The following is a 22,750-nucleotide window of genomic DNA, read 5'->3' on the forward strand; positions in this document are numbered from 1 at the left end:
TCTACGGCGGTCCCCCCCCCCCCCACCACACCCGCCGCTGTAGACCGTCCGGGGATCGCGGGGGGGGGGGTGGGGGGGGGGGGCGCGGGGGCCCCCCCGGCCCCCCCGCCGCGATCAACTCACCAACTCCTCGGTGCGTTGTGCCTCGTGGATCTGGCAACGCACGATGTCGCGGACCGAGATGATGCCGAGTACGTCACCGTCGTCGAGCACGATCAGGTGGCGAAAGCCGCCGCGGGTCATCGCCGCCGCGGCGTCCGCCAGGGTCCAGGACGGGGTCGCGAAGACCACGTTCGAGGTGAGGTGATCGCCGGCGCACTCGGCGTCGGGATTCTGGCCCGCGCCGACCGACATCAGGATGTCCCGCTCGGTGAGAATGCCCAGCCCGGACGTGTCCGGGTCGATCACCACCGCCGCGCCGATCTGGCGGGCGGACATCAGGCGCGCCGCGGCGCGGAGCGTATGGGTCGGGCCGATGGTCAGAACGATCGTGCTCATGCCGTCGCGAACGAGCATGTGACACCACCTCCGTCGGGGCGTGGATGTCAGGGCGAGGGTGCGCTCGGGAAAGTTTTCACAAGTTCACAAGCCCTGTTTTCACATGGTCACATGCCGCGAAGGTCAAGGGAAGGTATAGCGGACAACTCACTCGAAAGGAGTACCGCAAACCTGCGGGACGCCCGGAACCGTCAGACGCCCTCGGGCACGTCGCCGAGCCGGGCCAGCAACTCCTCGTGCAGCAGCCCGTTGGAGGCGGCGGCGGTGCCGCCGGCGGGGCCCGGGGTGCCGGCGAGCGAGCCGAATCGTCCGCCCGCCTCCTCGACGATCACCGACAGCGGCGCGAGGTCCCACAGGTTGACCTCGGGCTCCGCGCAGATGTCCACCGCGCCCTCCGCGACCAGCATGTACGACCAGAAGTCGCCGTAGGCACGGGTGCGCCAGCAGGCCCGGGTCAGGTCCAGGAAGTCGTCCATCCGGCCGCGCTCCTCCCAGCCGCCCATGCTGGAGTACGCGAACGAGGCGTCCTCGATCGCGGCCACCTTCGACACCCGGCAGCGCGAAGCCTGGGACAGGCTGCGGCCGGTCCACGCGCCGGCGCCCTTGGCGGCCCACCAGCGACGTCCCAGCGCGGGTGCGGAGACCACGCCCATCACCGACTCGTCGCCGTCCATCAGCGCGATCAGCGTCGCCCACACCGGCACGCCCCGGACGAAGTTCTTGGTGCCGTCGATCGGGTCGATCACCCAGCGCCGGGGACCGTGGCCGGTCGAGCCGAACTCCTCGCCCAGCACCGCGTCGCGCGGGCGGCCACGCCCGAGCTGGTGCCGGATGATCTCCTCGGCGGCCTTGTCCGCGTCGCTGACCGGGGTCATGTCCGGCTTCGTCTCGACCCGGAGGTCGAGCGCCTTGAAGCGGTCCATGGTGGTCGCGTCGGCGGCGTCCGCGAGAACGTGGGCGAAGCGCAGATCATCGTCATAGCCGGGCATGACACGAACAGTACTGGCGGCTCGCGAACGTTTGTGTACACCCCGCGCGCACGGACACACTTACGCGCCGTCGCCGCCGCCTCGTACGCTCGTTATGCAGACAAGGAAGCGCGATCAGCGACAGTCGACAACCGTTCATCGATCGTGCGCGTGATACGAGTACGAAGTCGATGGCGGAGGGGGTGCGGGACCGCGATGGCACTGTTCGGGGTCGGGCGCAGGACAACACACGGCAAAGAGGCCGTACCGGGACCCGGTCTCGTCCAACCGCGTCGAAGTCTGGACGGTTGGACGCTGGAGGGCACTGCGCTCGAGGATCGTTTCGAGCGCGAGGAACTGCGCGAGCTGGGCACCCTGTTGCACGGCGTCGGGGCCGAGATGCGCACCGCGTGGACCTACGAACGCGCCGCCGACCTGCTGGAGCGGGCGGGCGAGCGACCCCAGGCGCTCGCCGTCGTGGAGGCGTGGTTCGCGCTGCCCGAGGAGGTGCGTCGGGCCAGTCCGGCCGCGACCCGATCGCTGGGTCGACGTCGGCAGCGGCTGCGCAGCCGGTTGGGTTCCGCGGCCGGTCCGGCGGCGGCCATCCCGGCGCAGGCCCGGATCGGCGCGGCGATGCCGGCCAGGCCGGGCAAGCCGCCGGCGGTGCCGGGCGAGAGCGGGACGGCGTCGAGCGCCCCGGCCGAGGGCACGTCGAGGACGGAGCAGGCTACTCGCCGGTAATCGATGGCCTCGTGGGGGTTCCGGTCGGCGCGACGAGGGCGTAGGACAGCCAGTACACGGCTACCGCCGCCGCACGTCACACGTCTCTCGCGAGGAGAACGCCCGTGTCGACGCACGATCTGTACGCGCTGCCCGCCGATATGACGGTCTGGGAGGTCCCCGCGTCGGGGGCGGCCCGGTTCAACTGGGAGTACGACGAGGGCCGGGATCGCCTCCTCGCCCTGTACGCCAAGGGCAAGGACAAGCAGTGGGACGCCGCCCGGCGGATCGAGTGGGATCTGCCGGTGGACCCGACGAACCCGCTGGGCATCCCGCAGGAACTGAACACGCTGTACGGCACGCGCAGTTGGAACATGATGTCGCAGCGCGAGCGCGACGAACTGGGCCGGCACGCCATCGCCTGGCAGTTCAGCCAGTTCCTGCACGGCGAACAGGGCGCGCTGATCTGCAGCGCGCGGATCGCCGAGTCGGTGCCCGACCTGGACGCGAAGTTCTACGCGGCCACCCAGGTGATGGACGAGGCCCGGCACGCCGAGGTGTACGCGCGCTTCCTCAAGGACAAGGTCGGCCTGTACTACCCGATCAACCCGAGTCTGAAGTCGTTGCTCGACGACACGCTGTCGGACGGCCGCTGGGACATGCCCTACCTGGGCATGCAGGTGTTGATCGAGGGCCTGGCGCTGGCCGCCTTCGGGATATTGCGCGATCTGACCACGGTCGCGCTGCCCAAGCAGATCCTGGCGTACGTGATGCAGGACGAGGCCCGGCACGTGGCGTTCGGGCGGATGGCACTGCGCGACTACTACCGCGAACTGAGCGACGCCGAGCGCGGCGAGCGCGAGGAGTTCGTCGTCGAGGGCTGCTACCTGATGCGCGACCGGCTGCGCGACGAGGAGGTGTGGGACAACTTCCTGATCGACAAGGCCGAGGCGCGCGAGGCCACCGAGAACTCCGAATACCTGCGCGAGTTCCGCCGGTTGTTGTTCGGTCGGATCGTCCCGTGCATCAAGGACATCGGCCTGTGGGGGCCCAAGGTGCGTGGCACCTTCGCCGAGATGGGCGTGCTGGACATGGGCGATACCGATGTCGAGCACATGATGCGCGCCGACGAGGACCAGGCCGAGGCGTTGGATCGGGACCGGCGTTTTCGCGCGGACGAACGGGCCCGGGCGGCCGAGGTGACCGAGATGGTGGAACTGGGCTCGGACGACTGAGCCGGGGCCGGCCGCGGCGCGAGGGGTTCCGGTGCGAGAGGGCCGCAGGCGCGGGGACGGGCTAGATTTTCGGCATGACCGATCTTGTACGCGCCCGTCCGCCCGCCTTCGTCTTCGACCTCGACGGGACCCTCGTCGACAGCGTCTACCACCACGTGATGTCGTGGCAGGAGGCGCTCAGCGAGGCCGGCATCGACCTGGCGATGTGGCGGATCCACCGCAAGGTCGGGATGAGCGGTGGATTGTTCGTCAAGGGCATCCAGCGCGAGACGGGCATCGACCTGTCGCCCGAGCAGGTGGAGGCGCTCACCGACGCGCACGGGCGCCACTACGCCGCCCGGGTGCCGTTCGTGCAGCCGCTGCCCGGGGCTCCGGAGCTGCTGCGCCACCTCACCGACGTGGGCATCCCGTGGACCATCGCCACCAGTGGACGGCGGGCCGGCGCCGAGCCGATGCTGGCCAAGCTCGGCGCGCCCGCCGACCTGGCGATGGTCACCCGCGACGAGGTCGCCCGGGCCAAGCCGGATCCGGACCTGTTCCTGGCCGGTGCGGCCAAGCTCGGGGTGGACCCGGCGCAGTGCGTCGTGGTCGGGGACAGCATCTGGGACCTGCTGGCCGCCCGCCGGGCGGGATCGCTGGGCGTGGGACTGCTCTCCGGCGGCTACGGCGCGGACGAACTCGAACGGGCGCACGCCTTCCGGGTCTACGACGAGCCGGGCGACCTGCTGGCGCACATCGACGAGCTGGGCGTACGCGGCGACTGACCTCGCACGGGCATCCGGGTGATCCTGTCCGACAACCCGTCCCCGGCGGGGTCGAAAGTCCTACCCTGGAGCCATGGGTCCGGCCGACGAACCTGCGGAACTGCTCCGTCTCCTCGCCGACGACGCCCGGCTGAAGGTGTTCGCCGCGTTGGTTCTGGAGGCCCACCTCAGCTCCGAGATCGCCGATCGGGCCGGACTGCCGCTGCGGGACACGATCAAGGTGCTGGCCCGGTTGGAGTCGGCCGGTCTGGCCGCGCGGTCCGGCGACGGCTGGCATGCCTGCCCCGAGGCGTTGGCCCAGGCCGCGGCCGGGATGGGCGGGGAGCCGGACGACGCGTTCGCCGACCGCGGCCCGGCCGAGGCGGCGGTGTTGCGCACCTACCTCGTCCGGGGCCGGGTCCGGCAGTTGCCGGTGCAGCGGGCCAAGCGGCTGGTCGTGCTGGATCACATCGCGGGCAGCTTCGAACCCGGAGTGCGCTACGACGAGGCCGAGATCGAGGAGACGTTGCACCGGTTCATGGACGATCACGCCGCCCTGCGCAGGCACCTCGTCGACGAGGGCTTCCTCGGCCGCGAGGGCGGGGTGTACTGGCGCACCGGCGGGTCGTTCGTGGTCTGAACGACCCGCCGGATCCTCGGTCGGGGCATGCCCCCGGGGCGTGTCTCAGCGGACCGGAACCAGGTTCATTTCGATGCCGCCGTTGTCCGTGCGGACGTCGATCACCCGGTTCGAACGGGTGTCGTTGCCGATGTCGTTGTTGACGCCGCCGTTGTCGGTGTGGGTGGACACCCGATAGGTGTTGTGGTCGTCCGGCACGCTGAGGTGCACCCCGCCGTTGTCGGTGCGCACCTTCACGTTCGTGGGCGCCGTGTCGAAGCGCAGCCGGACGCCGCCGTTGTCGGTTTGCACCGAGACCCGGTCGGCGTTCACCCGGGACACCGAGACGCCACCGTTGTCGGTGTTCAGGCTCAGATTGCCGGTGCTGTCGTCGATGCCGATGTGCCCGTTGCTGGTGGTGAACTGCATGTCCTGGCGCAGGCCGCTCGCGGTGATCGAGCCGTTGTCCGCGCCGACCCTGAGCGGGACGTCGAGCGGGACCTTGATCCGGTAGGACCCGCCGCAGCTCACGCCCAGGAAGCTCGGGCAGTTCAGCCGCAGCTTGAGCCGGTTGCCCTGCAGGGTCCAGGTCGGGTCGGGGCCGTTGATGCTGTCGGTGATCCGCCGGTCCACGATGATCCTGCCCGGCTCGCCCGGTTCGAGGGTGACCCCGCCGTTGTCGGTGTCGATGACCAGGTCGCCGGTGGTGAGGGTGAAGGTCCTCGTGTCGTGCACGTCGTGGCTGGAGAGCGCGATGATCCCGGTCCACGCCGCCAGCAGGATCCCCGTGATGGCGAACACCCCACCGAAGAAGATCAGTGACGTCCGTAGCGGCCTTTTCATGACACTCTCCCCGACAGGTGATCCGAAGCTGCCCAAACTGTATGAGCGCTCGTCTCGAGGGCGGCATCCGGCGGTCACCCGGACCCGGGGTAGGGCTGGCCCCCCTGAGCGGACCGTGAGCGCCCGGGCGGCACGGGTGTTCGACGCGCACTGAACCCGGGCACCGTGTGAGCCGTTGCTCTGTGCGAGGGTCGTGCATCCCCCTCGGCCCCGACTGCTTAGGAGAGCCTTTTCATGTTCGACACCGTCTCCGGCCTGCCCCTCCACGTCCTGGTCGTGCACTTGGCGGTGGTCATCGTGCCGGCGGCGGCGATCGCGAGCGTGCTCGTGGCGGCCCGGCGCCCGTGGCTGCTGCGCGCCGGGTGGTGGGTGGTCGGCCTGGACGCCGCCGCCGCGCTGACCGCCTTCGTCGCGAAGGAGAGCGGCGAGAAGCTGCTCGCCCGGCTGGACCGGCTCACCGAGGGCCAACGCGCCGCCGCGGTACAGACCCACGTGGACCGGGGCGCGGACATGCTCTGGTACGTGCTGGGTCTGTTCGGCGTCACGCTGGTGCTGATGCTGGTCGCCCGGCACCGGGCCGCCGCGACGTTCCGGCCGCGGACGATACCGCCGATCGTGGTTCCGATCGTGGCCGTGCTGACCGTGGTGGCCGCGGTGTTCGCGGTCGTCCAGGTGGTGCGGGTGGGCGAATCCGGGTCCAAGGCGGTCTGGCACGACACGGTCGAGAACAGCCTCGCGGCGCCGCGTTGACGGATCAGGCCCGGACGGTGGCTCGGGCCTCGGTCTTGTCGGTCGGGGTCGGCTCGGGGCGGGTGGGCAGGAGCAGGCACAGCGGGACGGCGAGGGCGGTGATGGCCACCGACCACCAAAAGGCGTCGCCGAAGCCGTCGGCCAGGGCGTCGGGGGTGTGCGCGCCGGCGCCGGTGTGCTGGAGGACGACGGCCAGGGCGGCGGTGCCCACCGAGCCGCCGATCTGCTGGGCGACGCGGGTGATGATGCTCGCGTGCGGGATCTCCCGGTGCTCCAGGCCGACGTAGCCGGCGCCGGCGAGCGCGATCGTGGCGGCGCCCATGCCGGCGCCGCGGACGAACAGCGCCGCCATCAGCAGGACCAAGGCGGTGTCGGCGGTGACGAAGGCGAACGGCGCCGTGGCCGCGGTGACGACGGCGAATCCGACGCAGGCGACCGGGCGTGGACCGAAACGGTCGGTGTACTTGCCCGCCAGGGTGCGGGCGAGGAGCAGCCCGAAGCCCTGGGGGATGAGCAGCAGACCGGCGCCGAGGGCGTCCTCGCCGCGGACCTGCTGGAAGTACAGGGGCAACAACAGCATCGCCCCGTACAGGGTGATCCCGGCCAGGAAACCGAGGCCGGCGGCGGCGGCCAACGCGCGATGGCGCAGGAGCCGCAGGTCGACCAGGGCGCCGCTGCCGCGCGTCGATGCCCACGCGACGAAGCCGCCGACCAGGGCGAGGCCGCCGAGCAGCGGGACGAGGACCTCGGCGCCGGCGAATCCCGCGCCCTCGACCCGGGAGAGGCCGTAGATGATCGCGGCGACGCCGGGGGAGAGCAGGAGCAGGCCGACGACGTCCAGCTTGGCGCGGGCGCCGTCGGGTGCGGGTCGGTCGTCGGGCAGGTTGCGCCAGGCGAGCCAGGCGCCGACGACGCAGAACGGGATGTTGACGAGGAAGAGCCAGCGCCAGTCGGCCAGATGCAGGATGAGGCCGCCCAGCACCGGGCCGAGGATCGGGCCGAGCGCGGTGGGCAGGGTGACGGTGGCCATCACCCTGCCGATGTGGCGGCCCTTGCCGGCCTGCATGATCAGCGTGGCCATCAGCGGCATCATGATGCCGCCGCCGACGCCCTGGAGGAGGCGGAAGGCGATCAGGGCGGTTACGCTCCCGGCCGACGCGGAGAGGATCGAGCCGAGCAGGAAGACGCCCAGGGCCGCGATCCACAGGCGTTTGCCGCCCATGCGGGACTGCGCCCAGCCGGCGAGCGGCATGGTGACGAACACGGCCAGCAGGTAGCCGGTGCTCACCCACTGGATCGTCGACAGCGGGGCGTCGAGTTGCCCGGCCAGGTCGTCGAGGGCGACGCTGACGATGGTGGTGTCGAAGACGACGGCCAGGGTGCCCACCACGATGGTGAAGGCCATCCGCCATACGGCGGGGTCGATACGGTCGGGGTCCGTCGCCGCGGGCGTGGGGCCGGTGTCATGGGAAACGTTCACGAACAGCCGCCTAAGATATAGAGTCCTATCTTACGGATGCCACGCTACGGCGCCGATATAAGATAGGCAAGTCTATCTAAGGGATGCAGGGGAGATGTGCATGGCCGAGCGGCGCCGCGGGGCGGCACTGGAGAAGGCGCTCCTGGACGCGGCCTGGGAAGAACTCGTGGCCAACGGCTACGCCAGGTTCACCATGGACGCCGTCGTGCAGCGCGCGGGCACCAGCCCGCCCGTGCTCTATCGCCGCTGGTCCGACCGCGACGAACTGGTCCGGGCGGCCATCGGGCACATGCTGGAGCAGAACCGCCTCGACGTGCCCGACACCGGAAGCCTGCGGGAGGACGTCCTCACCCTCATGCGGGAGATCAACGCCACCCGCGTCCGGTTCGTCACCGTGATGAGCGTGCACCTGGCCGGCTACTACCAGGAGACCGGCACCAGCCCCGGCGACCTCCTGACGGCGGGGCGGGAGAATTCCGTCGACGTGCTCTTCGAGCGCGCCGTCGCGCGCGGCGAGATCAAGAAGCCGGAACTTCTCACCGAGCGCGTCAAGGACCTGCCGTTCGGCCTGCTGCGGCTGGAGATCCTGACGACCTTCGCTTCCGTGCCGGACCGGCTCCTGGAGGAGATCGTCGACACGATCTTCCTCCCCCTGGTGCGCTGACCCCGGCGGTGGGCGTCAGTCGCCCTCGTCGCGTTCGCGGGTGCTCAGCAGCCGACGCAGCGAGTACAACCGGGCCGGCTCGGCGTGGCCGGCCTCGACCCAGGCGTCGAGCGCGCAGTCGGGTTCGTCGTGCGAACACGCGCGCGGACAGTCCTCGGTGCCCGCCGCCAGGTCGGGGAAGGCGTTGATCACCCGACCCAGGTCGACGTGGTTGAGGCCGAACGAGCGCACTCCCGGGGTGTCCACGACCCAGCCCTGATCGAGGCCGGGCTCGACCGTGTCGTCCTCGAAGGGGGGCAGCCGCAGGGTCAGCGCCGACGTGGTGGTGTGCCGGCCGCGACCGGTCACCTCGTTGACGTGGCCGACCGCGCGCCGGTGGTTCGGCACCAACTCGTTGACCAGGGTGGTCTTGCCGACGCCGCTGTGGCCGACGAAGACGGTGACCTTGCCGGCCAGGCGGGCACGGATCGGATCCAGGTCCCAGTTCGACTCGCTCCTGGTGACCACGAACTCCACGCCGAGCGCCCCGTACATCTCCAACAGGTCGTCGGGAGAGGCGAGATCGGCCTTGGTGAGCACGAGCAGCGGCTCCAGGCCCGCGTCGTAGGCGGCCACCAGGCAGCGGTCGATCAGCCGCGGGCGCGGCTCGGGGTCGGCCAGCGCGGTGACGATCGCGAGCTGGTCGGCGTTGGCCACGATGATCCGCTCGTACGGATCGTCGTCGTCGGCGGTGCGGCGCAGCGTGCTGCGGCGTTCCTCGACCCGGACGATCCGGGCCAGCGAGCCGTCCTCGCCGCTGAGGTCGCCGACGATGGCGACCCGGTCGCCCACCACGACGCCCTTGCGGCCCAATTCGCGGGCCTTCATCGCGGTGATCGAGCGGTCCGGCGCGTCCTCGTCCTCCAGCAGGCACGTGTACCGGCCGCGGTCGACGGTCAGCACGCGACCCTCGCGGGCGTCCTCGTGCTTGGGCCGGGTCCGGGTGCGCGGACGGGAACCGCGCTTGCCCGGACGGACCCGGATGTCGTCCTCGTCCAAATCCCTGCGTCGGTTGGAGCCCAGTCCCGCCATCGTCCCGGGCCTCTCAGCCGCGTCGTGCGGTCAGCATGCGCGTCCACAGACCGGTGAAGTCGGGCATGGTTTTCGCGGTGGTCTCCACGTTCTCCACTTCCACGCCCGGGACCAGCAGGCCCAGCACGGCGGCCGCGGTGGCCAGCCGGTGGTCGTCGTAGGTGTGGAAGACACCGCCGTGCAGCGGACGCGGCCGGATCTCCAGGCCGTCCTCGATCTCGTTCACGTCGCCGCCGAGGTCGTTGATCTCCTTGACCAGCGCGGCCAGGCGGTCGGTCTCGTGCAGCCGCAGGTGGGCCACGCCGGTCAGCCGGCTGGGGCCGTCGGCCAGTGCCGCGACCGCCGCGATCACCGGGGTCAGCTCGCCGACGTCGTGCAGATCGGCCTCGATGCCGTGCACCGCGGTGCCGCCGGTCAGGGTCAGGCCGGCCGCGCCGAGCGTGCACGAGCCGCCCATCGCGGTGAAGATCGAGCGCAGCCGGTCACCGGGCTGCGTGGTGTGCTCGGGCCAGTCCCGCACGGTCACCGAACCGCCGGTGACCAGCGCGGCGGCCAGGAACGGACCGGCGTTGGACAGGTCCGGCTCGACGACCATGTCGCGGCCGAGCAACGCGCCCGGGGCGACCCGCCACACGTTGGGCTCGGCGTCGTCCACCCGGGCGCCGGCCGCCCGCAGCATGTCCACGGTCATCGCGATGTGCGTCATCGAGGGCACCGAGCCGCCGGTGTGCCGAATCTCGACACCGAGGTTGAAGCGCGGCCCGGACAACAACAGCGCGCTGACGAACTGCGACGACGCGGAGGCGTCGATGTGCACCACGCCGCCCTCGACCCCGCCGCCGCCGAGCACGGTCATCGGCAGCCGGGCCTCGCCCTCGTCGTCGATCCGGGTGCCCAGGTCGCGCAGTGCGTTGATCACGCCGTCCAGCGGGCGCTCGTACGAGCGCGGGTCGCCGTCGAAGCGCACCGGCCCGTCGGCGAGCGCGGCCACCGGCGGCAGGAAGCGCATCACCGTGCCCGCGTTGCCGCAGTCCACGGTCGCCGGGCCGGAGAGTCCGCCGGGCAGCACGTACCAGTCCTCGCCGCGGTCCTCGATCACCACGCCGAGCGCACGCAGGCCGGCCACCATCAGCGACGAGTCGCGGCTGCGCAGCGGCCGGCGGATATAGCCGGGACCGTCGGCCAACGCGGCCAACACGAGGGCGCGGTTGGTCACCGACTTGGACCCGGGCACCTCGACGGTGGCGGTCACGGGAGCGGAGGCAACGGGGGCAGACCACAACGCAGACATCACGTGGCAAGCCTAGTCCGTTCGCCGACCCGGCCCCGATTCGTTTTCCGTACGTGGCACCCTGGACGCCATGTGTGGCCGGTATGCGTCCAGCAAGAGCCCCGATGACCTCGTCGAGATCTTCGAGGTCGATCGGTTCGACCCCGCGGACGAGCTCCCTCCCGACTGGAACATCGCGCCGACCAAGCAGGTCTACGCGGTCCTGGAACGCCCGGTCGAGTCCGGCGGCGCGCCCGCCCGGCAACTGCGCCCGATCAAGTGGGGCCTGGTGCCGTCCTGGGCCAAGGATCCCGGCATGGGCGCCAAGATGATCAACGCGCGGTCCGAGACCGTGCACGAGAAGCCGGCCTATCGCAAGGCGTTCGCCGCCCGGCGGTGCCTGTTGCCGGCCGACGGCTATTTCGAATGGCACACCCCCGAGACCGCGCCGGACGGCCCCAAGGGCGCCTCGCGCAAGCAGCCGTACTGGATCCACGCGGCGGACGGCGCCGAGGTGGCCTTCGCCGGGCTGTACGAGTGGTGGCGCGATCGCAGCCGGGCCGACGACGACCCGCTCGGCTGGTTGTGGACCTGCACGATCCTCACCCTGGACGCGGATCCCGAGCTGGCCCGGATCCACCACCGGATGCCGCTGGTGCTGACCCGGGACAAGTGGGACGGCTGGCTGGACCCGGCGTGGACCGAGCCGGAGGAGATCCGCGGGCTGCTGGTGCCACCGCCCACCGGGTTCATGACGGCACACCCGGTCTCGACGGACGTCAACAACGTCCGCAACAACGCGCCGCATCTGCTCGAAGCGATTCCCGAGGACGAGGTCACCGTTGACGCGACGCTCTTCTGATCGGGTCGACCCGCTCGGCTCGACCGCCGCGACCGACTCCACCGGCCCGACCGACCCGGCGGCGGTGGGCGCCGGGGGCCGGTCGGCGGGCGACGCCGGGCCGGCCGAGGTGTTCGAGGTCACCACGCCGGTCGGTGCCGCGCGGGTGACCGTACGGCGCGCCACCGCGGTGCCGGCCCGGGCGTGGTTCGTGGCGAGCCACGGCGCGGGCGGCGGGATCGAGGCGCGCGACCTGGCCGCGCTCGCCGCGGCGCTGCCCGCACGCGGCATCCACGTCGCCCTGGTCGAGCAGCCGTGGCGGGTGGCCGGTCGGCGACTCGCCCCGGCGCCGGGGACCTTGGACGCGGGCTGGCTTCCGGTGCTCGCCGAGATCGCCCGGCGCAACGCGGTCGAGGGCCTGCCGGTGTTCGGATCCGGCCGCAGCGCGGGCGCCCGGGTCGCGTGCCGCACCGCGGGTGAAACGAATGTGGCGGGTGTGGTCGCGCTGGCCTTCCCGCTGCATCCACCCGGACGGCCGGAGCGTTCGCGCTTGGCTGAACTGCTCGGCGCCGGCGTGCCGACCCTGGTCGTCCAGGGCGAACGCGACTCGTTCGGTGGGCCGGACGAGTTTCCGGAGGACGGTCCGACCCTGCTCCGGGTGCCGTTCGCGGACCACGGATTCGCCGTTCCCAAGCGCGCCGCGATCACCCAGGAAGCGGCGTTGGCCCTGATCACAGCCGGTGTCGGCGATTGGCTGGTGGCCGCGAGCGCACGGGAATGATCCGTGTCGGCGACGTGTTCCCCCAACTGTCAAGCGTCGACGAGTGGAGGTCGCTCCCATGCTCAAGGCCGCCGGTTCGGTTGTCCGAAACGAGGCACCGTTTCTCGCCTGGCCCGAGTGGGGTGCGGGCACCGATCAGCCTCGGGCGATATCGTCGACACCTGGCTTGAAGGAGGTGGGTCTCGTACCGGAGACCTTGGAGCAGCAAGACGCGCGGTTCGAGCGGGACGCCCTGCCGTTCCTCGATCAGTTGTATTCGGCGGCGCTGCGGATGACCCGCAACCCGGCGGATGCCGAGGACCTGGTCCAGGAGACGTTCGCCAAGGCGTACGCGTCGTTCCACCAGTTCAAAGAGGGCACCAACCTCAAGGCCTGGCTGTACCGCATCCTGACCAACACCTTCATCAACTCCTACCGCAAGAAGCAGCGGCAGCCGCTGGAATCGCATGCGGAGGAGATCGAGGACTGGCAGCTCCACCGCGCCGAGTCGCACATGTCCACCGGACTGCGCTCGGCCGAGGCGCAGGCACTCGACCACCTGCCCGACTCCGACGTGAAGACGGCCCTGCAGGCCATCCCCGAGGAGTTTCGGATCGCGGTGTACCTCGCCGATGTCGAGGGCTTCGCGTACAAGGAGATCGCGGACATCATGGGTACTCCCATCGGGACCGTGATGTCGCGCCTGCACCGCGGGCGACGTCAGCTCCGCGATCTGCTGGCCGACTACGCCCGTGAGCGCGGCCTCGTCCCCGCAGGCACCGACCGGAAAGGCTCGGACTCATGAGCTGCGGTGACCACCACGAGGTGGACTGCTCCGAGATCCTCGGGCACCTGTACGAGTACATCGACAACGAGTTGGCGGACGCGGACTGCACCAGCATTCGCACGCACCTCGACGAGTGCTCGCCGTGCCTGGACAAGTACGGCCTCGAACAGCAGGTGAAGGAGCTGGTGCACCGCTGCTGCGGGCGCGACGAGGTCCCCTCGGAGCTGCGCAACAAGGTGCTGGAGCGGATCAAGCTGGTGCGCGTCGAGGTGGACGCCCAGCGGGTCTCGGTCGAGGAGACCGTGGTCGAGATAGAGCGCCCGGGTCGCGCCTGATCCGAGCGGGCCGGCGAGTCGATCGCCGGCCGTTTCGAACGGATTCGAACGAGCCGTCGATTCGGATGAGCCACTGACCCGAACGAGCTAAAACCGGGGCGCATGGCCGGGACAAACCGGTCATGCGCCCTTCGGCCGTTACCCGGGCGGCCTATTCTCGGTGGTCCGAGCGACCAGCCGAGGAGTCGCATGCGCACGCTGCCGCCGAGCGCCCGGATCCACGCCGGGATCGTGGTGGGCGGGTCCGTGCCCGCGCTGATCCTGCTGTCGTGGTCCGGTGTGGACATCGATCGACTGGGCGCGTTGGCGGTGTTGTTCATCGCCTTCGGGGCGGTGGCCCGAGCCCGACTCACCGGCCTGTGCGGCGCCCCCGACGGGGCGCTTTTTCCGTTGGTGTGCGCGGCGGTGCTGCTGTTGCCCGCGGGCGCTGCCGCGACGGTCGCGCTGCCCGGCGTGCTGATCGCGCGGGCGGACACCGCCGACCCGGTCACCCGTGTGGTCGACGCCGCGCATCTGGTGCCGGCCATCGCGGTCGCCTCCCGGGTCTACGAACTCCTGGACGGGACGCGTTACCTGACCGCGTCGGAGTTGCCCGCCGGGCTGTTGCCGACGGCCGCGGCGGGACTGGCGCTGTATGTGGTGAGCGGCCTGCTGGACACCGCGTTCCGGGCCGAGACCCAGGGCGCCGGCGGACTCCCGGTGTTGCGCGAGGTGTTCGTGCGCTCGGCCGGTTGGCGACTGGGCTCGGTGCCGATCGGGCTGATGATGGCCGTGTTGTGGCAGCAGCGACTGGGCGTGTTCGCGGCGGTGTTGGTGCTGCTCCCGCTCTACGTGGCGTTCTGGGCCTACGCCCAGCAGGCGCAGGAGCAGGCCGCGCACGAGGCGACCGTACGCACCCTGGTCCGGGCGGTGGAGATCAAGGACGGCTACACCCGAGGGCACAGCGAACGGGTGGCCCGGGCCTCGGTGTTGATCGCCCGCCGGCTGGGCATGCGCGAGGATCGGGTGGTCCGGCTGCGCTACGCGGGCATCCTGCACGACGTCGGCAAGTTGAGCGTGTCCACCCGGGTGCTGACCAAGCCGGGCAGGCTGGACCCGGAGGAACTGCGCGAGATGCAGCGACACCCGGTCAGCGGCGCCGAGATGGTGGCCGGCCTGACCTTTCTCGGCGAGGCGCACGCGGGCATCCTGCACCACCACGAACGCATGGACGGGCGCGGTTATCCGGCCGGTCTCGCCGGTGCCGAGATCCCCGAGTTCGCCCGGGTGATCGCGGTCGCGGACGCGTTCGACTCGATGACCTCGACCCGCTCGTACCGGCCCGCGCGCGGGGCGGACGCGGCGATGGCGGAGCTGCGCCGATGCAGCGGCACCCAGTTCGACCCGCGCATGGTCGAGGCGCTCGCACAGGCGCTGGCCCGGCACGGCTGGCCGGAGGCCGAGGTGCGGGACGGCGAGGGCGAGGTGCGGGTGCCCGCGCCGCGCGGGCAGTCGCGGGCCGACACCCACTCGGTGGCCCGCGGGCGGGTCGGCGGCGGGTCGTGACGACGACCGGGGCCCGGGCCGAACCGGCGGCGCCGGCCACGCGGTTGCGCGCGTACACCGGCACCGTCGTGCTCGTGCTGGGCGCGCTCGCCGCGGCGGTCGCGGTGGCCGTCACCGCGGCCGAGGGCGTGGTGCAGCCGTCCTACGCCCTGGTCTTCGGCACGGTGATCGCCGTCGGCGAGACGGCCCGGGTGACGTTGCCCGGCAACCGGGAGACCGCGCCGCTGGGCGCGGCCGGCGCGCTCGCCTACGCGTTGCTCCCGGACGTGCACGGCACGGTGTCCCGGCACGGTGTGCTCCAGGTGGTCGCGGTGGTCGCCGTCGCGCTGCTCGCGGGCACCCTGCCGCACGTCGCGCGCGGTCGGGCACCGGCGCCCGCGTACGTCGCCCGTCGGGTGCTCGCGGCGGGCTTCGCGGCGACGTTGTTCCGGCCGATGTACGCGGACGGTGGGCTCGACGCGGTGATGGGGCACGGGTGGGCCTACGGCGGCTACCTGGTCCTGGTGGTGTTGTTGACCTCGTTGTGCGACGCGGTGGTGGCCGCGATGGCTCGGGTGGGTCGTGCGTTCCGTCCCGCGCTGCTGGCCGAATTACGAGCGCTGTGCGCGGGGCTCGGCCCCACCGAGCGGATCGGGCCGGACGGCGAGGACACCGGACGGGCCTGCGGGCTGACCGGGATCGGCACCGCGGTGGGCGCGAGCGGCATGTTGATCGCCCTGTCCGCCGGCGCGCTGGGCCTGTGGGCGGTGCCGGTGTTCTGTCTGCCGTCGTTGCTGGTGCTGCTGTCCTTTCGGCGCTACGCCGCGATCCGGCTGGTGCATCGGCAGACCGTCGACGCGCTGTCGCGGCTGCCGGAGGCGGCCGGGTGCGGGTCGCCGGGGCATGCCGCCCGGGTGGGCGATCTCGCGCACGCGGTCGGGGTGGACCTGGGGCTGGGCGAGCCGGAACTGCGCGAGTTGCGGTCTGCGGCCGGGATGCACGACATCGGGCAACTCGCGTTGGCGGAACCGGTGCCCGGCGGCACCACGCTGAATCTGCCCGAGGCCGAGCAACGTCGGATCGCCCGGCTGGGCGCGGAGGTGATCCGGGAGAGCGGGGTGCTCGATCGGGTGGCCGGCATCGTGGCCGCGCAGGCCGACCCCTACCGGGACGCCGGGGGCGGACCGCCACCACCGCTGGCCGGCCGGATCATCAAGGTGGTCAACGCCTACGACGACCTGATCACGACGAGCGACGACCCGCGTTCGCGGCCCGAGGTGTTGGCCCGGCTGCGTGCGGACGTGTCCGGGGCCTACGACCCCCGGGTGGTCGAGGCGCTGGCGCAGGTGCTGGAACGGACCGGCTGAGCCCTCGGATCCGGGACGGGCCCGCGGGCTCGGACCAGGATCGCGGGAGGGCCTTGTCGGCTCGGACAGCCGCCGGGGCCGGATTCCCGTGATTGGATTTCGAGCGGGCGTCATCGCGCCCGATCCGCGCTTCACCACGGCCCGACCCGGGCCCGAAGGAGGAACGACGATGGCCGAGCAGGTCCTGGCGGAGATGGTGGCCAACGTGGCCAAGGTCGTCGCCCACGAGGGGGACACGGTCGAGGCCGGCAGCACTCTGGTCATCCTGGAGTCGATGAAGATGGAGATCCCGGTGCTCAACGAGTTTCCGGGCACCATCGCCCGCATCAGCGTCGCCGAGGGCGACGTGATCCAGGAGGGCGACCCGATCGCGGTGATCGAGTAGCACCCGGCGAGGCATCGCGTCCGAGTACTCGCGCCGGCCCGACCGCGGGGGTCAGATCGACGTGAGCACTCCGTGCTCGACGCACTTGGCGGTCCAACCGCGCGGGGTCACCTGTACGGTCATCCGCCGTCGGCACCGACCGCAGTAGCGCGGGGGTTCGAGTTCGCGGCGCCGCACACAGTCGTCGTGCGCGGCGCCGGCACGCTGTTCGCCGCAGTGGTCGCAGAAGGCTGCATCGGTGCTCACGGCCGTAGATTACGGCCTGGGCCCGGGCGGCCGGAGCGGACCCGGCCGGACCCGGTTTCGACGAACGGTCCGCCGGCCCGACGAACGGCGGTGTCCCGCTCGGTTCTACGGGGCGGCGCGCAGGTCCTTGAGGTAGCAGATCAGTTCCACCTCGGGCACCGGCCACCAGTCGCGCTCGGGCGCGCGGTGGAAGCCCATCCGCGCGTAGAGCCGGTGTGCGGCGCGCATGTCCCACACGGTGGAGATCGCGACGGCGGTGAAGTGGTGCTTGCGGGCCCGCTCCAGGCACGCCTCCACGAGCGCCTCGCCGATGCCGCGACCGCGGGCGGCCGGGCCGACCGCGAGCATCCGGAACTCGCCCTCGCCCTCTCGGGAGACCTCCGCGTAGGCGCTGCCGGGCAGCACGAAGGCCACGGTGCCCAGGATCTCGCCGCTGCCCTCGTCCACCGCCACGAGCAGTTCGGAGTTCTCCGCCCGATGCGCGGCCTTGCGCAGATCGTTCACGTAGTCCTGGTCGGCGGCGACCAGGCCGGCGTAGCCCGCGACGGTCACGTCCCCCACCGCTTCGTACTCCTGCGGGCGCGCCTGGCGGATGTGGACGCCGGCGGGAGCGGGGTGGTGGTCGTGCGGTCGGGCCGCGGCGGAGGCAGGAGGATTCATAGCCGTCCAGTTTACGCTGCCGATCACACGCCCATGGTCGTGCGCGGGTAGACCGCCTCCGGATCGGTGAGCACGTTCAGCAGGTAGGGCACGCCGGAGTCGAACGCGCGACGCAGCGCGGGGGCGATCCGTTCGGGGCGGGTGATCGTCTCGCCCGCGCCGCCCAGCGCGCGCACCACGTCGTCGTAGCGGGTGCCCGGGGCCAGGTCGGCGGCCACGTCGTGCCCGTACAACATGCGCATCGGGTGTTTCTCCAGCGCCCAGCAGCCGTTGTTGCCGACGATCAGCACCACCGGCAGGCGATGCCGGACCAGGGTGTCCACGTCCATCAGCGAGAAGCCCGCCGCCCCGTCGCCCAGCAGCAGCACGACCTGCGCCGAGGGGCGGGCCAGCCGGGCGCCCAGCGCGTAGCCCAGGCCGGTGCCCAGGCAGCCGTACGGGCCCGCGTCGAGCCAGCCGCCCGGGCGGGCGGGTTCGATGTACTTGCCCGCGAAGGACACGAAGTCACCGCCGTCGCCGATCACCACGGCGTCCTCGTCGAGCAGGCGGAGCAACTCGCCGTGCACGCGCGCCGGATGGATCGGCCGGCCGGCGCTGCCCAGGAGCGGTGCGTCGGACTGCGCGGCGGTGCGGGCCGCGTCGCGCACGTGCGTGGCCCAGATCCGATACATGCCGACCCGGCCGACCCGCTCCCACGCGGTGGTCAGCGCGTCGAACAGCTCGGTCAGGTCCGCCGCGAGGGTCATCGCGCAGTGCGCGTGCGGCGCCGAGCCCGCGGGGGCGTCGGTCAGGTGCACCACGCGCGCGGAGGGCCCGCCGCCCTGACCGCCGAAGCTGCCGTAGCCCAGTCGGAAGTCCAGCGGCGCGCCCGCCACCAGCACCAGATCGGCGCCGCCGAGCGCGGTCGTCCGGGCCCGGCCGGCGAGCAGCGGGTGGCCGGCGGGTAACACGCCCCGGCCCATTCCGTTGGCCACCACCGGTATCCCCATGGTCTCGGCGGCCCGCCGCGCGGCCTGTTCCGCGCTCCCGATCCACACGTCCTGGCCGAGCACCAGCACCGGTCGGGCCGCGCGGGCGAGCAGGTCGGCGACCGCGGCGACCGGATCCGGGTCGGGGAGCACCGGCGCGGGCGGGGCCGGGCACGGCAGCGATACCTCCGCGCGGTCGTAGAGCACGTCCATCGGCACGTCCAGGAAGACCGGCCCCCGGTGCGGGCTGTTCGCCAGGGTCAGCGCGGCGTCCACCTCGGCGGTGATCCGGTCGGTGTCGTGCACGGTCGCCGCGCGTTTGGTGATCGGGGCCAGCAGCGGCGGATGGTCCAGCTCCTGGAGCGCCCCCGAGCCCCAACGAAACGCCGGCGCGCGGCCGCCCAGCACCAGCATCGGCGAGCCGTTGAACCAGGCGGTGGCCACCGCGCTGATCCCATTGGTGACGCCGGGCCCGGCGGTCAGTACGGCCAGGCCGGGCCGGCGGGTGAGCTTGGCGGTCGCCTCGGCGGCGAACACGGCGGTCTGCTCGTGCCGTACGTCCACCACCCGCAGCGGCGCCTCGGCACCGACCGCGGCGTCGTAGAGCGGGAAGACGTGGCCTCCCGACAGGGTGAACATCGTGTCGATCCCGTGCGCCCGGGCGGCGGCGACGGCGAGCGTGCCACCGTGCCCCTCGACCGTTCGGTCGGCGTGGTCTCGTTCCTCGGCCCCTCGTGGTGCGCGCATGCCCGACCTCCGTCGCCGCGGACCCGGCGGGCCCCGTGCCGCCGGGAAATCTATCCGCGTGCGCTACCGGGCAGTAAGAGGCGACCGCCGACGGCTCCCGATCCGGGTGGGGCCGTCGGCGGTCGGGGTGTGGCTACAACGTCTGGTTGAGCGCCTTGACCGGCATGCTCAGTTCCTTGAGCAGCTCCAGGTCGGCGTCCGCGGCGCGGCCCAGGGTGGTGAGGTAGTTGCCGACGATCACCGCGTTGATGCCGCCGAGCAGGCCCTCGCGGGTGCCCAGGTCGCCGAGCGCGATCTCCCGGCCGCCCGCGTAGCGCAGGATGGTCCGGGGGAGGGCGAGCCGGAAGGCGCCGATGATCTTGAGCGCCTCGCGCGGCTCCAGCACCTCCTGGTCGGCGAACGGGGTGCCCGGGCGCGGGTTGAGGAAGTTCAGCGGCACCTCGTCCGGCTCCAGCTCGGCCAGTTGACCGGCGAACTCGGCGCGCTGCTCGGCCGACTCGCCCATGCCGACGATGCCGCCGCAGCACACCTCCATGCCCGCCGCGCGCACCATCCGCAGGGTGTCCCAGCGCTCCTCCCACGTGTGCGTGGTGACCACGTTGGTGAAGTACGACTTCGCCGTCTCCAGGTTGTGGTTGTAGCGGTGGATGCCCATCTCGGCGAGCTCGTCGACCTGCTCCTGGGTGAGCATGCCCAGCGACGCGGCGATGTTGATGTCGACCGCCTCGCGGATCGCCGCGACGCCCTGGCGCATCTGCTTCATCAGGCGCTCGTCCGGGCCGCGCACGGCGGCCACGATGCAGAACTCGGTGGCGCCGGTCGCGGCGGTCTCCTTGGCGGCCTCCACCAGCGAGGGGATGTCCAGCCACGCGGCGCGCACGGGGGAGGGGAACAGACCCGACTGGGAGCAGAAGTGGCAGTCCTCGGGGCAACCACCGGTCTTGACCGACACGATGCCCTCGACCTCGACCTCGGGCCCGCAGTGTCGGACCCGGACCTCGTGCGCGAGCTGGAGCAGTTCTTCGAGGCGGTCGTCCGCGAGCTCCAGCACGGCCAGCACCTGCTCGGCGCTCAGCCCCCGTCCCTCGTCGAGGACTTGGCGCCGGGCCACGGCCAGGATGTCGTCGTTCACGGTCTGCGTACGGTCACTGTCGAGGGTTTCCGTCATGTCGCTCACCTTGCGGTCGGATCCTGTATGGCGCGGAACGCGGCCGGATCGAAGGTACCGCCCAGAGCCGGCGACAAACTCGCGCGGGCCGTGAGCAGGAAGTCGGCGGGGTGCAGCGAACCCGCGCCGGCGGGCAGCACACCGGCCAGCGGACGGGCGGCCAGGGTCTCCAGATCCCGGACGTTGCAGCGCATCGCCAGGTCGGGCTCGGTGGGCCAGGAGCCGATCACCACGCCGACCAGGTCCACCCCCCGGTGGGCCATCGACTCCAGGGTGAGCGCGGTGTGGTTGAGCGTGCCCAGGTCGGGCCGGGTCACCACGAGGGCGCCGGCCTTCAGCTCGTGGGCCAGGTCGGCGATCGTGGTGCCCTCGTCGTCGAAGCGCACGAGCAGGCCGCCCGCGCCCTCGACGACGACCAGGTCGGTCTCCTTGGCGAGCGCGCGGACCCGGTCGGCGACGCCGTACAGGTCCACCGGCGGCAGGCCGGAGACCCGGGAGGCGGCGGCGGGGGAGAGCGGGTCGGGGTAGCGCGAGTACTCGTGCAGGTCGGCCACCCCGGCCAGGCGCCGCACGTCGGCCAGGTCGCCCGCCTCGTTCGGCCCCACACCCGTCTGCGATGCCTTGACCACGGCCACCGTGCCGCCGCGCACGGCCGCGATCGCGGCGACGGCCGCCGTGACGATCGTCTTGCCCACCCCGGTGTCGGTACCGGTCACCACGAGAACGCTCATGGCCGGTCAGCCTAGGGCGTGTCCCCGATCCCCGTCGGGCCCAGGCAAGGACCTTGGGCCCGCGGCCGGCGGACCTGTGGCCCCGGGCAACCCCCGCGCCGGTGGGGCACCATCGAGGTGGTGGGCATGCGGCTCGGCGGAGCGGCGTGACTCGCCACACAGCGGCCCTCTGCACGGGGCTGTGGGAGCGAACGGCATTCCTCCGGCGATCGGCCGGGCGGCCCGGGTGGACCCGGACCGTCCGGCCGATGGCATGCGGACGGGCGAAACGCTCGGCCCTACTCCTGCGGGCGGCGCAGTCGGGCGACGAATTTGTACCGATCCCCCCGGTACACGGATCGCACCCACTCGACCGGCTCACCTTCGGTGTCGAAGCTGTGCCGGGACAACAACAGCAGCGGCAGCCCCACGTCGGTGCCCAACAGACCGGCCTCGCGCGGGGTGGCCATCGCCGTCTCGATCGTTTCCTCGGCCTCGGCCAGGTGCACGTCGAAGCCGGCCGACAGGGCCCGATACAGCGAGTTGTGCTTGGCCAGGTGCTTGCGCAGGCCCGGGAAACGTTTGGTGGACAGATGCGTGGTCTCGATCGCCATCGGCTCGGAGTTGGCCAGCCGCAGGCGCTCTATCCGCAACACGCGGTTGCCGGGCCGGATCGCGAGCCGCTCGGCGAGGTGGTCGTCGCAGGTGATGTAGCCGATCTCGATCAACCGAGAGGTCGGCTCCAGGCCCTGGGCCTGCATGTCCTCGGTGTAGGAGGTGAGCTGCAGGCTCTGCGCGACCTTGGGCTTGGCGACGAAGGTGCCCCGGCCCTGGGCGCGCTCCAGCCGGCCCTCGATGACCAGTTCCTGGAGGGCCTGGCGCACCGTGGTGCGGGAGATGTCGAACTGCGCCGCGAGGGTGCGTTCGGGTGGCACGGGCGTGCCCGGTGGCTGGGTGTTGGTCAGCTCCTGAAGATGGCGCTTGAGGCGGTAGTACTTCGGCACGCGCGCGCTCGGTTCGAGGCCGGGGTCGCCTCCTGCCGTCGCACTGTCCGCCGCGGTTGTGATCGCGTGTTCCGCCGTCACCGGTGCCCTCCTGACACGTCCGGTCCCCATCGTGGCACGACCACCGATCCCCCCAGGACCAGGAGTGCGGATGTCGGTCCGATAACGGCGTGAGTTCGCCGTCTACGGAACCTTGACACCCCAATTGGTCTATGCCAACCTCCGAAATGGTCTAAACCATTGATGGTCACCGCGCAACCCTCGTCCCTGGTGCGTCAGTGTTTTCCCATTCGAGCCCCCTCCCCAGTGGGGGGCTCGGTCGGTCCGCGCACCTCACGGATCCGACGGGGGACATCGGCAACTCCAAACCGAACTGCGGTGCCCGAC

25 protein-coding genes are annotated in these 22,750 nt (G+C 71.8%); 13 read left to right on the forward strand and 12 right to left on the reverse strand.

Going from position 1 to position 22,750, the window contains the following annotated elements; all coding sequences use genetic code 11:
• Window positions 1–114: 114 nt before the first annotated feature.
• Both ACFXMF_RS20645 and hisN read right to left on the reverse strand, forming a co-directional pair.
• Window positions 115–516 carry a CBS domain-containing protein gene (locus ACFXMF_RS20645; protein WP_360308344.1) on the reverse strand — a complete coding sequence of 134 codons (402 nt, stop codon included), beginning with the start codon at window positions 514–516 and terminating at the stop codon, window positions 115–117.
• Window positions 517–689: 173 nt separating this feature from the next.
• Complete coding sequence (gene hisN / locus ACFXMF_RS20650) at window positions 690–1,487, reverse strand: histidinol-phosphatase (protein WP_360308347.1); 798 nt, start codon at window positions 1,485–1,487, stop codon at window positions 690–692.
• 195 nt (window positions 1,488–1,682) lie between these two features.
• Between hisN and ACFXMF_RS20655 the strand changes: the two genes are divergently transcribed.
• The 4 genes from ACFXMF_RS20655 to ACFXMF_RS20670 all read left to right on the forward strand — a co-directional run bounded on the left by ACFXMF_RS20655 (window position 1,683) and on the right by ACFXMF_RS20670 (window position 4,804).
• Window positions 1,683–2,207, forward strand: a complete 525-nt coding sequence (locus ACFXMF_RS20655; RefSeq protein ID WP_379990597.1) for a hypothetical protein — start codon at window positions 1,683–1,685, stop codon at window positions 2,205–2,207.
• Window positions 2,208–2,311: 104 nt separating this feature from the next.
• Window positions 2,312–3,421 (forward strand): ferritin-like domain-containing protein, encoded by a 1,110-nt coding sequence (locus tag ACFXMF_RS20660; protein WP_360308352.1) that lies wholly within the window; start codon window positions 2,312–2,314, stop codon window positions 3,419–3,421.
• 74 nt (window positions 3,422–3,495) lie between these two features.
• Entirely contained in the window at window positions 3,496–4,185 is a 690-nt protein-coding gene (locus tag ACFXMF_RS20665) for an HAD family hydrolase (protein ID WP_360308355.1), read from the forward strand.
• Between the two features lie 73 nt (window positions 4,186–4,258).
• Window positions 4,259–4,804: a DUF2087 domain-containing protein gene (locus ACFXMF_RS20670; RefSeq protein ID WP_379990598.1), complete on the forward strand. Its 546-nt coding sequence runs from the start codon at window positions 4,259–4,261 to the stop codon at window positions 4,802–4,804.
• A 45-nt stretch (window positions 4,805–4,849) separates the two neighbouring features.
• Here the strand turns inward: ACFXMF_RS20670 and ACFXMF_RS20675 are convergent, their stop codons facing one another.
• Complete coding sequence (locus ACFXMF_RS20675; RefSeq protein WP_360308361.1) at window positions 4,850–5,626, reverse strand: DUF4097 family beta strand repeat-containing protein; 777 nt, start codon at window positions 5,624–5,626, stop codon at window positions 4,850–4,852.
• Between the two features lie 234 nt (window positions 5,627–5,860).
• Between ACFXMF_RS20675 and ACFXMF_RS20680 the strand changes: the two genes are divergently transcribed.
• Complete coding sequence (locus ACFXMF_RS20680; RefSeq protein ID WP_360308364.1) at window positions 5,861–6,376, forward strand: DUF2231 domain-containing protein; 516 nt, start codon at window positions 5,861–5,863, stop codon at window positions 6,374–6,376.
• A 4-nt stretch (window positions 6,377–6,380) separates the two neighbouring features.
• Here ACFXMF_RS20680 and ACFXMF_RS20685 read toward each other — a convergent pair whose 3' ends face one another.
• The gene (locus tag ACFXMF_RS20685; RefSeq protein WP_379990606.1) at window positions 6,381–7,781 is read right to left on the reverse strand and encodes an MDR family MFS transporter; all 1,401 of its coding nucleotides are present in this window, start codon (window positions 7,779–7,781) and stop codon (window positions 6,381–6,383) included.
• Between the two features lie 175 nt (window positions 7,782–7,956).
• Between ACFXMF_RS20685 and ACFXMF_RS20690 the strand changes: the two genes are divergently transcribed.
• Window positions 7,957–8,520 (forward strand): TetR/AcrR family transcriptional regulator, encoded by a 564-nt coding sequence (locus ACFXMF_RS20690; protein ID WP_379990599.1) that lies wholly within the window; start codon window positions 7,957–7,959, stop codon window positions 8,518–8,520.
• Window positions 8,521–8,535: 15 nt separating this feature from the next.
• Here ACFXMF_RS20690 and rsgA read toward each other — a convergent pair whose 3' ends face one another.
• Window positions 8,536–9,591, reverse strand: a complete 1,056-nt coding sequence (gene rsgA, locus ACFXMF_RS20695; RefSeq protein ID WP_360308373.1) for a ribosome small subunit-dependent GTPase A — start codon at window positions 9,589–9,591, stop codon at window positions 8,536–8,538.
• A gap of 13 nt (window positions 9,592–9,604) precedes the next feature.
• Window positions 9,605–10,882 (reverse strand): 3-phosphoshikimate 1-carboxyvinyltransferase, encoded by a 1,278-nt coding sequence (gene aroA / locus ACFXMF_RS20700; protein WP_379990607.1) that lies wholly within the window; start codon window positions 10,880–10,882, stop codon window positions 9,605–9,607.
• A gap of 70 nt (window positions 10,883–10,952) precedes the next feature.
• Between aroA and ACFXMF_RS20705 the strand changes: the two genes are divergently transcribed.
• The 7 genes from ACFXMF_RS20705 to ACFXMF_RS20735 all read left to right on the forward strand — a co-directional run bounded on the left by ACFXMF_RS20705 (window position 10,953) and on the right by ACFXMF_RS20735 (window position 16,860).
• Window positions 10,953–11,723, forward strand: a complete 771-nt coding sequence (locus tag ACFXMF_RS20705) for an SOS response-associated peptidase (protein ID WP_379990600.1) — start codon at window positions 10,953–10,955, stop codon at window positions 11,721–11,723.
• Complete coding sequence (locus tag ACFXMF_RS20710; RefSeq protein WP_379990601.1) at window positions 11,704–12,483, forward strand: alpha/beta family hydrolase; 780 nt, start codon at window positions 11,704–11,706, stop codon at window positions 12,481–12,483. The genes ACFXMF_RS20705 and ACFXMF_RS20710 overlap by 20 nt, the downstream gene beginning before the upstream one ends.
• Window positions 12,484–12,631: 148 nt before the next feature.
• Window positions 12,632–13,267 (forward strand): sigma-70 family RNA polymerase sigma factor, encoded by a 636-nt coding sequence (locus tag ACFXMF_RS20715; RefSeq protein WP_063744985.1) that lies wholly within the window; start codon window positions 12,632–12,634, stop codon window positions 13,265–13,267.
• The gene (gene rsrA, locus ACFXMF_RS20720) at window positions 13,264–13,584 is read left to right on the forward strand and encodes a mycothiol system anti-sigma-R factor (protein ID WP_379990602.1); all 321 of its coding nucleotides are present in this window, start codon (window positions 13,264–13,266) and stop codon (window positions 13,582–13,584) included. Before ACFXMF_RS20715 ends, rsrA begins: the two co-directional genes overlap by 4 nt.
• 189 nt (window positions 13,585–13,773) lie before the next feature.
• On the forward strand, window positions 13,774–15,129 hold the full coding sequence (locus ACFXMF_RS20725) for an HD-GYP domain-containing protein (RefSeq protein ID WP_379990603.1): 1,356 nt from the start codon (window positions 13,774–13,776) through the stop codon (window positions 15,127–15,129).
• Window positions 15,126–16,475: an HD domain-containing protein gene (locus ACFXMF_RS20730; RefSeq protein ID WP_360324285.1), complete on the forward strand. Its 1,350-nt coding sequence runs from the start codon at window positions 15,126–15,128 to the stop codon at window positions 16,473–16,475. The genes ACFXMF_RS20725 and ACFXMF_RS20730 overlap by 4 nt, the downstream gene beginning before the upstream one ends.
• A gap of 169 nt (window positions 16,476–16,644) precedes the next feature.
• On the forward strand, window positions 16,645–16,860 hold the full coding sequence (locus ACFXMF_RS20735) for a biotin/lipoyl-binding carrier protein (protein WP_360324287.1): 216 nt from the start codon (window positions 16,645–16,647) through the stop codon (window positions 16,858–16,860).
• A 51-nt stretch (window positions 16,861–16,911) separates the two neighbouring features.
• Here ACFXMF_RS20735 and ACFXMF_RS20740 read toward each other — a convergent pair whose 3' ends face one another.
• From ACFXMF_RS20740 to ACFXMF_RS20765, 6 genes are all read right to left on the reverse strand, one after another.
• Window positions 16,912–17,106 (reverse strand): hypothetical protein, encoded by a 195-nt coding sequence (locus tag ACFXMF_RS20740; RefSeq protein WP_360324289.1) that lies wholly within the window; start codon window positions 17,104–17,106, stop codon window positions 16,912–16,914.
• 105 nt (window positions 17,107–17,211) lie between these two features.
• Complete coding sequence (locus tag ACFXMF_RS20745) at window positions 17,212–17,793, reverse strand: GNAT family N-acetyltransferase (RefSeq protein ID WP_379990604.1); 582 nt, start codon at window positions 17,791–17,793, stop codon at window positions 17,212–17,214.
• Complete coding sequence (locus ACFXMF_RS20750; protein ID WP_379990605.1) at window positions 17,790–19,481, reverse strand: acetolactate synthase; 1,692 nt, start codon at window positions 19,479–19,481, stop codon at window positions 17,790–17,792. Before ACFXMF_RS20750 ends, ACFXMF_RS20745 begins: the two co-directional genes overlap by 4 nt.
• Window positions 19,482–19,614: 133 nt before the next feature.
• Complete coding sequence (gene bioB / locus ACFXMF_RS20755; protein ID WP_360324295.1) at window positions 19,615–20,649, reverse strand: biotin synthase BioB; 1,035 nt, start codon at window positions 20,647–20,649, stop codon at window positions 19,615–19,617.
• A gap of 5 nt (window positions 20,650–20,654) precedes the next feature.
• Window positions 20,655–21,380, reverse strand: coding sequence for a dethiobiotin synthase (gene bioD, locus ACFXMF_RS20760; protein ID WP_379992045.1), 726 nt, complete (start codon window positions 21,378–21,380; stop codon window positions 20,655–20,657).
• A 278-nt stretch (window positions 21,381–21,658) separates the two neighbouring features.
• Window positions 21,659–22,426 carry a GntR family transcriptional regulator gene (locus ACFXMF_RS20765; RefSeq protein ID WP_360324311.1) on the reverse strand — a complete coding sequence of 256 codons (768 nt, stop codon included), beginning with the start codon at window positions 22,424–22,426 and terminating at the stop codon, window positions 21,659–21,661.
• Window positions 22,427–22,750: the final 324 nt, after the last annotated feature.

Source organism: Embleya sp. NPDC059213, from assembly GCF_042754445.1.
Classification (GTDB): Bacteria; Actinomycetota; Actinomycetes; order Streptomycetales; family Streptomycetaceae; genus Embleya.

Coding starts and splice junctions, on each gene's coding strand:
- ACFXMF_RS20645 (WP_360308344.1), bottom strand. CDS start 516: ATGCTCGTTCGCGACGGCATGAGCACGATCGTTCTGACCATCGGCCCG.
- hisN (WP_360308347.1), bottom strand. CDS start 1,487: ATGCCCGGCTATGACGATGATCTGCGCTTCGCCCACGTTCTCGCGGAC.
- ACFXMF_RS20655 (WP_379990597.1), top strand. CDS start 1,683: ATGGCACTGTTCGGGGTCGGGCGCAGGACAACACACGGCAAAGAGGCC.
- ACFXMF_RS20665 (WP_360308355.1), top strand. CDS start 3,496: ATGACCGATCTTGTACGCGCCCGTCCGCCCGCCTTCGTCTTCGACCTC.
- ACFXMF_RS20670 (WP_379990598.1), top strand. CDS start 4,259: ATGGGTCCGGCCGACGAACCTGCGGAACTGCTCCGTCTCCTCGCCGAC.
- ACFXMF_RS20675 (WP_360308361.1), bottom strand. CDS start 5,626: ATGAAAAGGCCGCTACGGACGTCACTGATCTTCTTCGGTGGGGTGTTC.
- ACFXMF_RS20680 (WP_360308364.1), top strand. CDS start 5,861: ATGTTCGACACCGTCTCCGGCCTGCCCCTCCACGTCCTGGTCGTGCAC.
- ACFXMF_RS20685 (WP_379990606.1), bottom strand. CDS start 7,781: ATGGCCTTCACCATCGTGGTGGGCACCCTGGCCGTCGTCTTCGACACC.
- ACFXMF_RS20690 (WP_379990599.1), top strand. CDS start 7,957: ATGGCCGAGCGGCGCCGCGGGGCGGCACTGGAGAAGGCGCTCCTGGAC.
- rsgA (WP_360308373.1), bottom strand. CDS start 9,591: ATGGCGGGACTGGGCTCCAACCGACGCAGGGATTTGGACGAGGACGAC.
- aroA (WP_379990607.1), bottom strand. CDS start 10,882: ATGTCTGCGTTGTGGTCTGCCCCCGTTGCCTCCGCTCCCGTGACCGCC.
- ACFXMF_RS20705 (WP_379990600.1), top strand. CDS start 10,953: ATGTGTGGCCGGTATGCGTCCAGCAAGAGCCCCGATGACCTCGTCGAG.
- rsrA (WP_379990602.1), top strand. CDS start 13,264: ATGAGCTGCGGTGACCACCACGAGGTGGACTGCTCCGAGATCCTCGGG.
- ACFXMF_RS20725 (WP_379990603.1), top strand. CDS start 13,774: ATGCGCACGCTGCCGCCGAGCGCCCGGATCCACGCCGGGATCGTGGTG.
- ACFXMF_RS20735 (WP_360324287.1), top strand. CDS start 16,645: ATGGCCGAGCAGGTCCTGGCGGAGATGGTGGCCAACGTGGCCAAGGTC.
- ACFXMF_RS20750 (WP_379990605.1), bottom strand. CDS start 19,481: ATGCGCGCACCACGAGGGGCCGAGGAACGAGACCACGCCGACCGAACG.
- bioB (WP_360324295.1), bottom strand. CDS start 20,649: ATGACGGAAACCCTCGACAGTGACCGTACGCAGACCGTGAACGACGAC.
- bioD (WP_379992045.1), bottom strand. CDS start 21,380: ATGAGCGTTCTCGTGGTGACCGGTACCGACACCGGGGTGGGCAAGACG.